Genomic DNA, 14237 nt, shown 5'->3' on the forward strand with positions numbered 1-14237 from the left:
CGTCTTGTAATGTTTTTGTAGGTATGAGGAGAGCGCGCTAATAAAATCCTTTCCAGGAACTATTTGAAGTCGCAAATCTATATTCTTCCATTTATCTTCAAAAGCGGCGCTTACAGCTTTTATTATCGTTGCGTCGTCGACTCCGCTTCCTCTTTGAAATCTGGTTGCGTTGGTAATTAGCTGGCACCGAACGTCCTCTTTAAATTCCTCAGTTAATAAACAAATTATTTCATGGAGCGTTTGGTCACTAGTGCACTGACTCATTCAGAAGGTGCAGATTGAGGCGGTTGAGCTTGTCGAAGATTTCATCGGCGGTTTTGGTCCAGACGAAGGGTTTTGCGTTCCGGTTGTGATCGGCGATGTAGCGCTTGATGGCGTCTTCGAGGTCGGCGACGGATTTGAAGACGCCACGACGGATGCGCCGCCGGGTAATGGCGGAGAAGAAGTTTTCGACCGCGTTCAGCCAGGACGCCGAGGTCGGCGTGAAGTGAAAAACCCACCTCGGATGATCCGCCAGCCAGGCGTCCACCTTGGGATGCTTGTGGGTTCCGTAGTTGTCCAGAATGACGTGGATGATCTTGCCGGCTGGGACCTTGCGCTCCACGGCGTTGAGGAATTTGATGAACTCCTGATGGCGGTGGCGCTTCATGCAGCGGCCGAGCACGGTTCCATCCAGCACGTTGAGTGCGGCGAACAGCGTGGTGGTTCCGTTGCGCTTGTAATCGTGGGTCATGGTCGCGCATTTGCCGGGCTTCAACGGCAGGCCCGGTTGAGTGCGGTCGAGCGCCTGGATCTGGCTCTTCTCGTCGATGGACAGGACCACGGCATGGCAGGGCGGGCTCATGGAGAGGCCCACCACATCCTCGACTTTTTCGGCGAAGGCGGGATCGTTCGACTTCTTGAACGTGCGCAAGCGGTGCGGCTGAAGGCGGTGGGCTCCCCAGATGCGCTGCACCGTGCGCAAGCTGACGCCCGCCGCCTTGGCGACAGCGCGTCCGGTCCAATGCGTGGCGTTTCCGGGGGGCTCGGAACACGGCAGCGCCAGCACTTTCGCGACGCTCTTCGCTGACAAAGGCGGCTTGCCTGGCTTGCGGGTCTGGTCGCGCAACAGCCCGTCCACCCCTTTTTCGGCGTAGCGCCGCTGCCAACGCCATACGGCTGGCCGGCTGACGCCGCTTGAGCGGGCGACGTCGAAAACGGAACGGCGCTCAGCAGAATGAAGCACGATCTTTGCCCGCTGCGCGTGCTTCTGCGGGCTGTTGCGGTCCCCGATGACCGCCGCCAAACGTGAGCGGTCTTCGGACGACAGAAGGATGCAGACGGTTTGAGCCATGCCTGAAGCATCGCCTGCTTCGTCAGCTTTGTGAATCCTATGTTTGCGTCAGTGCACTAGGAGTGGCAACTTGATCTCTCGCGGAAATTTTTTTCCTTATTGTTCTTATTAGAACTCGAACGTTAAGTGCATAGTTTTCAATCTCTTTTCGTTTTAGTACGGCGCAGGCTATTCCTTCGTTTTTGATGGTGCTTATAAATTGCGCAATTTCTTCGCTGTGACGGTAATCGCGATCAAAAAGTACAAATATATTTACATCAAGTTTTAGCACGTTCTTAAACGTCCATGCAACTTCAACCACTCTCTTCCAGCCGCCGAAGCCGCCTACTCCAAAAATTAGGGCCTCTGGCATTTCAGTAAAATTAGCTGCGTTCAATTTCTGAGCGAATTTCCTGAGTATCTTTTTATCTTTTCCCTCGAAAAACACTATTCTCTTGGCTTTTGACAGACGAGAGATGTCAACATTTTCAACCGAACCTAGGTAGTTAAAAAGGGATTGCAGTCCTTCGTCTGTGGAAATGCGCTTCGCGCTTTTGAGATGAGAGTTTATCGAAACGATCTCTTGAGGTTCCGCGTCATTTATGATTTCAACAGAATGTGTTGCTACGATGTATTGGCAACCGCGCGATCTAATAAAACGCATCAGAGATTTTTGAATTTCTGAATGCAGATATATATCCGGCTCATCGATTATTAGTGTTGAATTTTCATCGCATCTCATTATGTGTGTTAACAACTGAAGCCAGATCTGAAAGCCAAATCCCGACCAGGAAAGCTCCCTTGCGATCCGGTTTTCTGTGTAAAACATATCGAGGTAGGTTTTTCCATCAGAACTATATCGAGAGGGCCGTTGGATTGAGACTCCATCCCAAGTTTCTGAAAGCATTTCATTGATTAATGAGTAGTCGGTTTCTGTCTTTCTAAGCCATATGTTTCTGAAATTCCTACTGGATAGTCGCGTTTTAGCGTTTGCATTAACAGTCTCATCCGATACAAGTATCTCTCTTTCCTCTACGGGACCAAGTGTCGGAACAACAAATATATTTGCTGGAAAACTACTAGAAAAAAACTTCGTGTTATATTGTTTATTGATATCTTTGACTATAATACATTTAGTCGATCTTTTAGGATGTATAAATATTTTAACTGATGTCCCATTTTGGTGCTTAAATGTAATTATGGCGTCATCATCGGTGTAGTTGTTTGTGGTATTCTCGACGGGAATCCAGAGCGACGAATCAGGAATTTGGTAGCCATAGCCAGACTGGTCATCCATTGAAATGTAAGTTGGCTTTCTGGATTTTGCGTAGCGCATACAACTCTCAAGGATACGTAGCGCGTCAAGAATCGACGATTTGCCGGAGTTGTTAGGACCGACAATAATATTGCGTTCTTGCAGGGAAATAGTGAAGTGCTTGAATCGCTTGAAATTAGAGAAAGTGACGCTGCGAATCAATTTGAGCCTCTAATGTGATCAAGTTCGACGTTAACATAATAACATAGAAGCTGCGCTCAAGCTGATTTTCCCCGCTTCCACAAAATGATCACCGGAACACCACGCCCCGCCATTCCTTCCCCTGTAAAAGGAGTGGCAACCATGACAGACCCATCAGCACCGGGCGCGGCGTATGGCCCGAACCGCCGGCTTGCCGAAGCCGCCGTCCCGCGGCGCGCCGGGGATAGCGTCCGGGCCGGGGCCTGTCGGGATGCCCGGCTGATGGTCTGGCGGGATGCCGCCGGGGAGCCCCGCGCCTGCGGGTCCGCCATCCGAAGGCCCCGACAGCGACATTGCGCCCGACGGCGACCGCATCCTCGACGATATCAAGGAAGGCACGCGTTAGCGCCTCGCGGGTTAGTATCGTGAGCGGCCAACCGCGAGGAGGAAACCATGAGCAAAGCGAAGACCGGCATCGGCTCCTACAAGGCGGAGAACGACAACGCGATTTCGCCCGAAGATCCAGACGCGAAGGTGGGCCAGAAGGCGTGGGACAAGCGCGACCGCGAGAAGCCGGACGAGTCGAAGATCGAGCGCGACCTTGAGAAGTACAGCGAGGAGATGGCCGAGGACGCGCCCGGAACCGGTACGCCGGAAGATAATCCGTAAGGTGCGGTTGCGAGCTGCGCGGGGCGCAAGGCGAAACAAAAAAAGGAGCCTTCGCGGCTCCTTTCTCTTTCATCGTGCAACACTCATATGTTGCCTCGTCCTCTCAGCAAGTAGCCGATCAGCGAAACGACGAGAAGCACGAGAAAGATGTAGAATATGATCTGCGCAATACCGGCCGAAGCACTGGCGATACCGCCAAAGCCAAAGACACCGGCAACAATCGCGATCACAAGGAAGGTCAAGGCCCAGCCTAGCATGGTTTTCTCCCTGTGAAATGCTTTCTCATATACCTCAACACGGGTGCGCCCCGCACGTTCCAGAAGATCACCGGCGAGCAAAGGATTTCGTCGGCGATGGCGAAAAGCGGTCGGTACGGCCCGGCGCGCCCTCGCGCAGCCATAGCGTGCAGGCTATCGCCGCCGCGTCGGCCTCGACCGTCCAGAAGCCGTTGGCCTCGCCCCGCATGCGCGCGGAAAGCGCCGTCGGCGCGCCGAGGGCCACGAGCCTGCCGCCGCCCACCTGGACCTCAACGGCGAAGCTTCGATGCGTATGCCCCGACATGAGCAGTTCGACGCCGCATCGCGCGAACGCCCGCAGCGCATCGCCTGCACGTCGCACCGGCCGCGCTCGCGGTTCGTCCCGCACGCGCAGAAACGGGTGATGCGCGGCGACGGCCTTGAACAGGCCCGGCGGCATCGCGGCGAACTCCGCTTCGGCCGCAGCAATGTCGCGCCGCCGAGCCGCACCTTCTTGCCAGCGAAGATGCGGTTGCCACGACCGCGCCGTGTTGAAGCCAAGAATCGCCCCGCCGCCGCCCTCGAACACCGGCATCAGATGCGGCGTGCCGGTCGCCTGGTGAAAGCGGTGAAACGGGTCGGCGAAGCGCTGGAGCAGATTGAAATAGGGCAGGTCGTGGTTCCCCGGAAGCACGAGCGCGGGCGTACGCAGCGCGGCGAGCCAGGTCTTCGCCGCCTCGAATTCGCGACGCCGCGCACGCAGCGTCAGGTCGCCCGCAACCACGATGACGTCGGGGCGTTCCGCTTCCATCGCCTCGCGTAACGCGTCTTCGAGGCCGATCGGCACGCTGCCGAAATGGAGGTCCGCGCAAAGGGCAATTTTCATCGCGCGTCTTTCGAAACCGGCGCCAGCACGGTGAGGGCTGCGGGCCGGACCCGATATCTGAGCGGCGTTCGCATCCGTACCACCTCGCCGTCGTTCGACAGGCGCAGCGTCTTTCTGCGCCGCGTCATGATCGTGACCTCCGAGGCGCTGAGCTGTTCGAGCCTGTCGTCGCCCCGCCAGAGCCCGAGCGCGGCGCGGGCGAGCACCCAAATCAAGCCCAGCCCGCTATGCGGTTTCGCGATGTAGACGCCGAGCTTTCCGTCCGACAGCGCCTTGCGCGAGAACACGAGACTCGGGCGCTCATCGTAGAGATTGTTCGAAACCGCCAGCGAAAACACCCTCACGCGCATGCGTTCCGTTTCCGCGCCATCGATGGCAATGTCGAGATGGCCGCGCGATGCGATCACGGTTTTCAACAGCGCGAAATAGCCGCGAAGCCGCTCGCCGAGGGGGTGGCCGCGCAGGGCCTGACGCTCGGCGCTGATTTTTGGCGGTAAGCCCAGCAGCGAGTTGCAGAGGAACGCCTCGCCGTTCACCTCGGCGACGTCGATCTTGCGGAACTCGCCCGAGGCCAGCGCATCGAGCGCCGCGTCTGGGGTAAGCGGAATGCCGAGATCGCGCGCGAGGCGGTTCACGGTGCCGAGCGGCAGGATGGCCAGCGCGATATCGGTGCCGAGCACCCGGCGCGCCGCGCTGGTGACGGTGCCGTCGCCTCCCCCCGCGAGCAGCACGTCGGGCTTGGCCGCAACCGCGCGGTCGAGCGCAGCGCCCATCGTGGCTGGCTCGACGAGGTCTGTCGTGATCGCGTGCCCCGCCGCTTCGAAAGCCGCTCGCGTCTTGTCGGCCAGACTTTCGCCCGATACGCCAAGTGCTTGCCCGGCACGGCTGTTGATTACGGCATGCACGCGCATTTCCGTCCCCCCGCGCTTCTAGCCACAGCTTCCCCAACACCGCAACCGGCTTGCGGTTCGGCGAAACGATTTTGCGGTGCGAGTGATTAAAATTACCTGCTCTCAGTAAGAGACACTATATCCTAAGTGCCCATGCCAATTTGAAAGAGGTCATCTGCGCGGGACGTCAAAAAATGCGCCGCAGCGGGAATAATTGGAGTAATTATGAAGGGTTGGCAGCAAGAATGAAATATTTCGTCTCCGATCCCGAAAAAGCGATCAGAGACGTTCTCTCTTATTCCGCTGGCTTCGCAAGAGCCTTTAGCAGAGCGGCGGCAAGATCGGCTTGCCCGAAGGGCTTGATGAGAAGAGGGCGACCGGCGAAGCGGTCATCGAGCACATTTCCGCAATAGCCGCTTGCGAAAATGAAGGGAATGCTGCGCCGTTCGAGCTCCTCGGCAACAGGCGTCACCGTTTCGCCTGCGACGTTGATGTCAAGAACCGCCACGTCGAATTTGACCTGCTCAATCTTCTGCAGGGCTGCACCGACCCTGTGCGCCGAAGCCGCGACGACGCAGCCCAACTCTTCGAGGAAATCCTCCATGAGCATGGCCACGAGCACCTCGTCCTCCACAAAAAACACGCGCACGCCTTCGATCGGATTCTCTGCTTTCAAATCGTCGCGCTCGGAGGCCGGTTCAGTCGGGAGGGAAGCCCGCATGTCTTGAAGCCCGTGGTTTTGATTGAGCTGAAACACTACCGTACTTTGACGAAAGCCGTCTATCGGCTTTTCTCTCAAAGTAAACGGGCCGCCGCGCAACAAAACCGGCGCTCGGGATCGAAAGCGGGGCGTCCGTGTTGATCGGGAGCGTTGCGCCTCCCGGGAGAGAAACGATGAAGCTTTTCGAGTGTCAGCATTGCGGGCTACTGGTCTATTTCGAGAACACCGTGTGTGAGCGCTGCGGTTATGCTCTAGGCTTTCTTCCAGATGTCGCGCAAATGACGGCCCTCAAGCCAAATGGCGACGGCATCTTCACGCCGCTCGCCGACAAGTCCCTCACCGTATCATACTGCGCCAATTTCGAACATGGCACATGTAATTGGCTCGTCGACAAGCCGGGCGAGCTATGCCGCGCATGCGTTCTGAACCGCACCATTCCTGACCTGCCCGAGAATTTGCGGCGCTGGCAGCGTATCGAGGTGGCGAAGCATCGCCTCGTCTACAGCCTGTTGAGGCTCGGCCTGCCTGTTGAAAGCAAGACCGAAGCGCCTGAAACCGGCATTGCCTTCGACTTTCTCGCGCCCCCGCCGGGTGAGGACGGGCAGGGCAAGATCCTGACGGGCCACGACAATGGCGAAATCACGCTGAACGTCATCGAGGCGGAAGATGCGGTCCGCGAGAAGATCCGCGAAAACATGCACGAGCCCTACCGCACGCTGCTCGGTCATTTCCGCCACGAGATCGCACATTATTATTTCGAGCGGCTCGTGAAGGGGCGGCCGGGCTATGCTCTGTTCCTCGCCACCTTCGGCGACGAGACGACGGATTACGGCGAGGCGCTGAAGAAGCACTACGCGAACGGTGCGCCTCCTGACTGGCGGGACAATCACATCACGTCATACGCGAGCGCGCATCCGCATGAGGACTGGGCCGAGACTTTCGCGCATTATCTGCACATGATCGACACGCTGGAGACGGCCTACGCGTTCGGCCTTCGCGTGCGGCCGCGTGCCGGACAGGACGACAACCTTGCCGCGAGCGTCAGCTTCGATCCATACACGCGCAAGGATTTCGAGACGATCATCGATGCGTGGCTTCCTGTGACCTTCGCGGTGAACAGCATCAATCGCAGCATGGGCATCGACGACCTCTACCCCTTCGTCATCTCGCCCGCCGTCATCGAGAAGCTTCGTGTCGTTCACGATATTGTCCGCTCGAAGGGCGCGAAGGCTGCTTCGGTAAAAGAGGCCGCCGAGCGCCCGAGCTTTGCCGGAAGTGTCGCGAGCCGCTCCGCCTGAGCCTCGTCAAATCTCGATGAACGTGCCGAGTTCGACCACATCTTCCGCCGGGATACAGAAGAAGTTCGTCGCGGTGGTCGCGTTCTTCGTGAGGATGATGAAGATCTGCTCGCGCACCTCCGACATTTCGGGCGAGGTCGACGGCACCGGGATCGCGCGGCCCACGAAATAGGACACGTCAGCGGCGGGATCGAAGAAAAGCTCCGCGCGCCGCTCCGCCGCCACCCGTCTCAGCGCGCGTGGCACGTTCGGCGATTCGGCAAAGCCAAACCGCAGGATCACGCGGATAAATCCATGCTGAAGTTGCTCCGCGTAGGCACGTCTTTCCTTCGGCACGCGCGGGATGCGTTCGGTGATTACCGTCAACAGAACGACGGTATCGTGAAGGCATTTGTTGTGCTTCACGTTCAGATGCAGCGACGGCGGAATCCTGTCAGGCCGGCTCGTGAGATAAACGGCGATGCCCGGCACTCTGCAAAGATCGGCCCCTCTGACCTCCTCCCAGAACGCCTGGAACGGCGGGTTTTCGCGTGCGATGCGCTGGTTCAGCACGACGCGGCCGCGCCGCCACGTCACCATCGCCGTGAAGATCCCCGCGCCGACGAGCACCGGCAGGAAGCCACCCTCGAAAAACTTGATGAGGTTCGCACCGAAGAAAGCGAGGTCGACGATAAGGAATAATGAAATGATCAGCCCCGTCTTGAGAAGGCTCCATCCCCAGATGTTGCGCGCCACGACGCCGACAAGCAGTGTCGATACGACCATCGTTGTCGCGACGGCGAGGCCGTATGCGCCCGCAAGTGCGCTCGATGATTCGAAATACAGGACAAGCCCCAGCACCGCCGCCGCCATGAGCCAGTTCGCCTGCGGAATGTAGATCTGGCTCGCCTCGGTTTTCGAGGTGAAGCGGATTTCCATGCGTGGCATGAAGCCGAGCGAGACGGCTTGTTGCGTGATGGTGAAGGCGCCGGTGATGACGGCCTGGCTCGCGATGATGGTCGCTGCGGTCGCGAGCGCCACGGCCGGATAGAGGAGCCAGTCGGCGAACAGATAGAAGAACGGGTTCGTCCGTGCATCCGGGTTTTCGAGCACGAGCGCGCCTTGACCGAAATAGTTGAGCATCAGCGCTGGCAGCACGAACGAAAACCAGTCGATCCGGATTACCTTGCCTTCGAAATGGCCCTCGTCGGCGTAAAGCGCCTCGGCGCCCGTTAGTGCAAGGAAGACGGAGCCGAGCACGTGAAAGCCGATCCAGCCGTGCGTCGCGATCAGGTCGAGGCCGTAAATAGGGTTCACGGCTGCGAGGATGTCGGGTCGCGCCACGATATGGGGTATGCCCGCCAGCGCGAGGACGGCGAACCAGACGACCATGACCGGGCCGAAAATGCGCCCGATGGAAGCTGTGCCCCGATATTGCACCATGAAGAGCGCAGCCAGTATGCCTGCCGCGATGGGTACGATGAACGGCTTGAACACGGGCGTGGCGACTTCCAGCCCCTCCACGGCGGAGAGAACCGAAATCGCGGGCGTGATGATACAGTCGCCGTAGAACAGCGCGACGCCGACGAGCCCGACGAGGACTGCGATTTCGCGCGAGCGCTCGGACTTCAGCGCATTGAGGGCAAGCGCCGTCAGCGCCATGACGCCGCCCTCGCCGTCGTTCGTGGCTCGCATGATGACGAGCACATACTTGATCGATACGACGATGATCAGCGCCCAGAACACGAGCGACACGCAGCCGAAGGCGATAGGACGGAGCGCGTCTACATCCCCGGCGGAAGCGAGCGCCTCCTTGTAGGCGTAGAGCGGGCTCGTGCCGATGTCGCCGAACACGATGCCAAGCGCGCCGATGAGCGCAGCGTTCCGGAGCGGCTGCGCCTCGGCTTTCGTCAGTGCTTCCGTCGCCATGCTGTGCCGATGCCCTCGTCGCCGCCGTTCAACCTTCAGGTTATCGCAAACACGTCTTCCTTTGAAACGATCCGTGTTCGCCTGAGATCCAGCTTTATGACAACGAAGTTACGGCTTTGATAGAGGCGACTGAGCGGCCGCGGGAAAGGGTTTCCGTCGCCTGCCGCGTAGGACATCTCCACACAAGATTCGCTCAAGCCACACAGTCTAGCCTGCGCCCGTCATCAGGAAGGGGGCTCCAGTGCTCTTAGCGCGCCGATTTCTTATCGCGAAGGTTCTGTTTCCTCTCGCGATCGCGATTCTGGTCTGTCTTCCGGCCGTCGCCGAGCCGAGCGCCGAAGGGTCTCAGCCTTGCGCCGAAGCGTCGGACATCGCGGTGCTGAATTCGCCGCTCGCCCCATGGAAAGGCGCGCCGCTGCGAGTCGTCCTTGCGTCGGAGAAGCCCCTCGATGGCGAATTGTCGCTCATCGCGCCCGATGGTGCGGTCGCCGTGAAAACGGCAGAGAGGCGCGGTGGGCCGCCCTATTTCTGGATACTGGAGGTCGCATCTCCTGCTGCGGGGTCGTGGAACGCGAAACTCGGTTCCGCAGGCGCTTGCGAAGCGGTTACGCGGGAAATCGTCGTGCGCGACCGCCAGCCCGCCGCTCCCCAAGCCGGGAACGCCGGCGTATGGCCGCTTCGCGCCACCTGGAATCGCGCGACGGAGAACCTCTATTCGGCCTGGATCGAGAAGCTTTTCGACGCCCCCGTTGAAGCTGCGCCGTCCTGGCCTGTCCTGCATGAGGTTCTGCGGGACCGCTCCCGCAATCTCCTGTTCAACCATCTTGGGCTGCGTGAGGACGAGAAGAACATCGTGATGCGCCCCGATTGCGCCGACCTGCCTTATTTCCTGCGCGCCTATTTTGCCTTCAAGATGGGGCTGCCCTTCGGCTTCTCGAAGTGCTCGCGCGGAGCGGGCGGCGAAGGGCCTCGGTGCTTCGAATGGTCGAACAGCCAGACGTTCGAGCCTGCGCGGCCGCCACGCCCGGAGACCGCATCGCCCCTGCCAATTCTTTTCCGCCAGCCCGCGCCGCAGTCGCGTCCCGCGCCGCAAAAGCTTGGCCTCGCGGCGTCGTTCGCGCGCTACCTCCCCGCCGTCGCCGATGGCGTACATTCGGGGTCGGCGCGAACCTCGGCGAACGACAGTAACACCGACTATTATCCGGTAGCGCTCAGCGAGCGGACTCTACGGCCAGGAACCATCTACGCCGATCCTTATGGGCATGTGCTCATGCTCGTGAAGCGTGTGCCGCAGTCCGGCGACGGGGCGGGCGTGTTCCTCGCCGTCGACGGACAGCCGGATGGGACGGTTGCACGCAAGCGCTTCTGGCGCGGTAATTTCCTGTTCGCGCAGAATCCCGCGCTTGGAAGCCCCGGCTTCAAGCATTTCCGGCCTATTGTGCGGGAGGCGGGCACCTTGAAGCGCCTTTCGAACGAGGAGATTTCGAAGAGCGCGGACTATGGCGATTTCTCTCTCGATCAGGCGCGGCTTGGCGTTGAAGACTTTTACGACCGAATGGAAGACGTGATGTCGCCGGAGCCGCTGGACCCGTCGCGCGCCCTGCTGGAGGTGATCGCCGCGCTCGAAGAGCAGGTCAAGGCGCGTGTGACGTCGGTTGAGAATGGCAGGAAATACCAGATCGCCAACCGCGGGGATGCCGACATGCCAGACGGCCCTTCGATCTTCGAGGCGGCCGGCGCGTGGGAAGATTTTGCGACTCCGTCGCGCGATCTGCGCCTTCTGATCGCGATCGATGTCGCGCGCGGCTTCCCGGATCGCGTCGCGCGGCGGCCCGACCGCTATGCCATGCCGAAGGACAAGAGCGCCGCGGATGTCAAGGCCGATCTTGAGAACACGCTCGCGTCGGAGCTTTCGACGCGCACATTCGCCTATACGCGAAGCGATGGGTCCGCGTGGACGCTCGCGCTCCGCGACGTGTTGGAGCGGTCCGTCGCGCTGGAAATGGCGTATAATGTGAACGACTGTGTTGAACTGCGTTGGGGCGCGGCGGAAGGAACCGACGAGGCCTCCACCTGCAAACGTCGCGCGCCCGCCGCCCAGCGAACGAAGATGCAGGACTATCGCGCGTGGTTCCATGAGCGGCGGCGTCCCGCGCGGGCTTGAGCTTCGCAGAGGTATGCCTCCGCAACGATTTTGAAGCCGGGCTATCGCCGCAAAAGCCGCGCGCCGCGCCTATAGCCACCATCGCAATCAGGAGGCGTGCTTTCGTGCGTAGGCGCTGAGCCGCTGCGCATCAAACCGCAGGCAATGCTCGGGGAGTCGTCACCGTGGCGCGCCGGACGCCTCGCGCTCATGCACGCCTTGTCTGCGTCTGCCCGACAAGCTTGAGACGAGCGCCAGTCAAGCTCCAGCCCGGCCTGCGCAGTTTCCATCAACGCGGGGGTGCGTTGCGTTCGCGCGGCTCCCAAAACCGCGCTTGATTTCGCAAGAAAAATGCGCGATTGCTTGAGGCAAGCTGCATAAGCCTCTGATCTTCTGCGACATAGTCTCGAAAAATCCTTGATCTAAATCAAAACACTGATATGCAGTAGGAGTAAGGTTTGCTTGACACATCTATTGTCAAGCTAGACTGACATAAGCGGCATCCAGCGCGCGCACCGCCTGCGGCTGCGCCCGGTTGCCATATAACAAGAAGGCGCGCTTTATGGCGCATGCGAATGCGGGCCTTATTGGTCCCAATGCCATAATCCGGGTCGCCGAAACGCTCCGCGAGCGGTTGGGCGACGATGCGGCTCACAATATCTTCGCTCGCGCGAAGCTTGAGGCGCGCCTCGCGACGCCGCCCGAGAGCATGGTCCCGGAAACCGAGGTTGGCGCGCTTCAAACCGCGCTGTTCGAGGGCCTCGCCGGAGAAGACGCCAAAAGAATTTCCTTCGAGGCAGGGCTTCGCACGGGCGACTATCTCCTCGCGCGCCGCATTCCGAAATTCGCGCAGTTCGTGCTGAAGCGCCTTCCGCCACGCATGGCCGCGCGCACGCTGCTTTCCGCAATCGGCAAGCACGCCTGGACTTTCGCCGGAAGCGGAACCTTCGAAGCGAAGGCTGATTATCCGGTGCTTGTTTCGATCGCGAATTGTCCGCTGTGCCGTGGCCGCCACGCCGATGAGCCGCAATGCGATTTTTACGCTGGCACGTTCCAGCGCTTGTTCGAAACGCTCGTCAGCCGCAACACCACCGTGCGCGAGATCGAGTGCGAAGCGGCGGGCGGTAGCGCCTGCATCTTCGAAATTGAATGGCCGAAAAACGCGGCCCAAAAAGCAGAACACGCCCCCGCAGCCCACCGTCAACGGGAATTAACATGATGATTCCAGGTATCGCGAAATACTTCCATGCACGGGTACCCCGCTACACGAGCTATCCGACTGCGCCGCACTTCACCGGCGAAGTGGACGCGAAGCGCTACGGCGCGTGGCTCTCGCGGCTCGACCCGGACACGGAGCTTTCGCTTTATCTTCACATCCCGTTCTGCCGTCGCATGTGCTGGTATTGCGGCTGCAACATGCGCGTCATCGCGCGTTATTCGCCCGTGACTGAATACGTCGAGACGCTGATCAAGGAAATCGACCTCGCCTGCGAAAAGCTCCCGAAGGGTAGCATGAAGGTGCGTCACATCCATTGGGGTGGCGGCACGCCGACGGCGCTGAACGGCGAAGACATGGTGCGTATCCATGAGGCGGTGGCGAGCCGCTTCGACATTCTGCCGAACGCCGAAATCGCCGTCGAGATCGATCCGCGCACCTTCACGCAGGACAACGCGGACGCGCTCGGCAAGATCGGCTGCACCCGCGCGAGCCTCGGCATTCAGGAATTCGACATCACGGTTCAGGAGGCGATCAATCGCGTCCAGCCGATGGAGGTGATCGAAGACACGATCCGCATGCTGCACGAGCAGAACGTGAAGGGTCTCAACTTCGACCTCATGTATGGCCTGCCGCATCAGACCGCCGAGATGCTCACCCGCACCGTGGAGCAGGCCGCGACGCTCAAGCCGGATCGGATCGCGCTGTTCGGCTATGCGCATGTGCCGTGGATGGCGAAGAACCAGCGCATGATCCCCGAAGACGCGCTGCCGACGGCGCTTATGCGCTTCGAGCAGGCGACGGCGGCGGGCGACGCGCTGGAAGCCGCCGGTTATGTGCGCATCGGCCTCGACCACTTTGCCAGGCCCGAGGACAGCATGGCGATCGCGCTGCGCGAAGGCCATCTGCACCGCAATTTCCAAGGCTACACAGACGACCTCGCGGGGGCCATCGTGGCCTTCGGGGCGAGCGCCATCTCGGAAACCCCCGAGGGCTTCATGCAGAATATCGTCGAGACCGGTGCCTATTCGCGCGCGGTCAACTCGGGCGAGCTTCCGGTCGCCAAGGGCGTGACGTTCCGCGGCGAGGACAAGCTGCGCTCTGCGATCATCGAGCGCCTGATGTGCGATATGGAGGTCGACCTCGACGAGATGCGCCGCCTTCATGCGCCGAACCGCGACGACTTCTACGATGAGCTTGCGCAGCTTCGCGCACTGCAGGACGAAGGCTTGTGCGAACTCGACGGCAGCAAAGTGCGCGTGCCGGATGCGGCGCGGCCAGCGCTTCGCGTCGTCTGCTCCGTTTTCGACGACTACCTCCAGCACAACCAGGGGCAGCGGCACGCCGCAGCGGTCTGACGGGCGCAAATCGCGAGAATACGAACGAAGCACCATCTGCTTCGTTCGCAACGCTTGTGGTTGGACGCTCGCGCTTCAGCGCGGGGGTCGGCGGAGCGTAGGTTGAACGGTGCGAGCCACTCGCTTGGGGTTAGCGCCCGCATG

Annotated in this window: 11 protein-coding genes and 1 pseudogene; 5 read left to right on the forward strand and 7 right to left on the reverse strand. The window is 60.2% G+C overall.

Translation table 11 applies throughout. The annotated features are described in order from the left end of the window. Positions 1-260: 260 nt before the first annotated feature. Positions 261-1333, reverse strand: a pseudogene (locus RVAN_RS03570) (IS630 family transposase). 37 nt (positions 1334-1370) lie between these two features. Continuing rightward, the gene (locus RVAN_RS19475) at positions 1371-2789 is read right to left on the reverse strand and encodes an ATP-dependent nuclease (RefSeq protein WP_013418398.1); all 1419 of its coding nucleotides are present in this window, start codon (positions 2787-2789) and stop codon (positions 1371-1373) included. Between the two features lie 432 nt (positions 2790-3221). Here RVAN_RS19475 and RVAN_RS03575 point away from each other — a divergent pair, with 432 nt between their 5' ends. Then, on the forward strand, positions 3222-3437 hold the full coding sequence (locus RVAN_RS03575; RefSeq protein ID WP_013418399.1) for a hypothetical protein: 216 nt from the start codon (positions 3222-3224) through the stop codon (positions 3435-3437). Between the two features lie 83 nt (positions 3438-3520). Here RVAN_RS03575 and RVAN_RS03580 read toward each other — a convergent pair whose 3' ends face one another. The 4 genes from RVAN_RS03580 to RVAN_RS03595 all read right to left on the reverse strand — a co-directional run bounded on the left by RVAN_RS03580 (position 3521) and on the right by RVAN_RS03595 (position 6272). Beyond that, positions 3521-3694 carry a DUF1328 domain-containing protein gene (locus tag RVAN_RS03580; RefSeq protein WP_013418400.1) on the reverse strand — a complete coding sequence of 58 codons (174 nt, stop codon included), beginning with the start codon at positions 3692-3694 and terminating at the stop codon, positions 3521-3523. A 67-nt stretch (positions 3695-3761) separates the two neighbouring features. Continuing rightward, a complete protein-coding gene (locus tag RVAN_RS03585) occupies positions 3762-4559 on the reverse strand; it encodes a metallophosphoesterase family protein (RefSeq protein WP_013418401.1) in 798 nt (265 codons plus the stop codon). Further along, complete coding sequence (locus RVAN_RS03590; RefSeq protein ID WP_013418402.1) at positions 4556-5470, reverse strand: diacylglycerol/lipid kinase family protein; 915 nt, start codon at positions 5468-5470, stop codon at positions 4556-4558. The genes RVAN_RS03585 and RVAN_RS03590 overlap by 4 nt, the downstream gene beginning before the upstream one ends. Positions 5471-5744: 274 nt before the next feature. Continuing rightward, the gene (locus tag RVAN_RS03595; protein WP_155942338.1) at positions 5745-6272 is read right to left on the reverse strand and encodes a response regulator; all 528 of its coding nucleotides are present in this window, start codon (positions 6270-6272) and stop codon (positions 5745-5747) included. Positions 6273-6343: 71 nt separating this feature from the next. On the opposite strand from RVAN_RS03595, the gene RVAN_RS03600 reads away from it, so the two are divergent. Beyond that, the gene (locus RVAN_RS03600; protein WP_013418404.1) at positions 6344-7468 is read left to right on the forward strand and encodes a zinc-binding metallopeptidase family protein; all 1125 of its coding nucleotides are present in this window, start codon (positions 6344-6346) and stop codon (positions 7466-7468) included. Between the two features lie 6 nt (positions 7469-7474). On the opposite strand, the gene RVAN_RS03605 is transcribed toward RVAN_RS03600, so the two are convergent. Beyond that, the gene (locus RVAN_RS03605; protein WP_013418405.1) at positions 7475-9376 is read right to left on the reverse strand and encodes a potassium transporter Kup; all 1902 of its coding nucleotides are present in this window, start codon (positions 9374-9376) and stop codon (positions 7475-7477) included. Positions 9377-9617: 241 nt separating this feature from the next. On the opposite strand from RVAN_RS03605, the gene RVAN_RS03610 reads away from it, so the two are divergent. The 3 genes from RVAN_RS03610 to hemN all read left to right on the forward strand — a co-directional run bounded on the left by RVAN_RS03610 (position 9618) and on the right by hemN (position 14093). Beyond that, positions 9618-11540 (forward strand): hypothetical protein, encoded by a 1923-nt coding sequence (locus tag RVAN_RS03610; protein ID WP_013418406.1) that lies wholly within the window; start codon positions 9618-9620, stop codon positions 11538-11540. A 541-nt stretch (positions 11541-12081) separates the two neighbouring features. Beyond that, positions 12082-12738, forward strand: a complete 657-nt coding sequence (bchJ, locus tag RVAN_RS03615) for a bacteriochlorophyll 4-vinyl reductase (protein ID WP_013418407.1) — start codon at positions 12082-12084, stop codon at positions 12736-12738. Further along, positions 12735-14093: an oxygen-independent coproporphyrinogen III oxidase gene (hemN, locus tag RVAN_RS03620; protein WP_013418408.1), complete on the forward strand. Its 1359-nt coding sequence runs from the start codon at positions 12735-12737 to the stop codon at positions 14091-14093. Before bchJ ends, hemN begins: the two co-directional genes overlap by 4 nt. Positions 14094-14237 lie beyond the last annotated feature (144 nt).

Origin of the sequence: Rhodomicrobium vannielii ATCC 17100 (assembly GCF_000166055.1) — a bacterium.
Taxonomy (GTDB): Bacteria; Pseudomonadota; Alphaproteobacteria; order Rhizobiales; family Rhodomicrobiaceae; genus Rhodomicrobium; species Rhodomicrobium vannielii.

Excerpts from the sequence above, each read along its gene's own strand:
- RVAN_RS03575 (WP_013418399.1), top strand. The coding sequence starts at position 3,222 with ATGAGCAAAGCGAAGACCGGCATCGGCTCCTACAAGGCGGAGAACGAC.
- RVAN_RS03580 (WP_013418400.1), bottom strand. The coding sequence starts at position 3,694 with ATGCTAGGCTGGGCCTTGACCTTCCTTGTGATCGCGATTGTTGCCGGT.
- RVAN_RS03585 (WP_013418401.1), bottom strand. The coding sequence starts at position 4,559 with ATGAAAATTGCCCTTTGCGCGGACCTCCATTTCGGCAGCGTGCCGATC.
- RVAN_RS03590 (WP_013418402.1), bottom strand. The coding sequence starts at position 5,470 with ATGCGCGTGCATGCCGTAATCAACAGCCGTGCCGGGCAAGCACTTGGC.
- RVAN_RS03600 (WP_013418404.1), top strand. The coding sequence starts at position 6,344 with ATGAAGCTTTTCGAGTGTCAGCATTGCGGGCTACTGGTCTATTTCGAG.
- RVAN_RS03605 (WP_013418405.1), bottom strand. The coding sequence starts at position 9,376 with ATGGCGACGGAAGCACTGACGAAAGCCGAGGCGCAGCCGCTCCGGAAC.
- bchJ (WP_013418407.1), top strand. The coding sequence starts at position 12,082 with ATGGCGCATGCGAATGCGGGCCTTATTGGTCCCAATGCCATAATCCGG.
- hemN (WP_013418408.1), top strand. The coding sequence starts at position 12,735 with ATGATGATTCCAGGTATCGCGAAATACTTCCATGCACGGGTACCCCGC.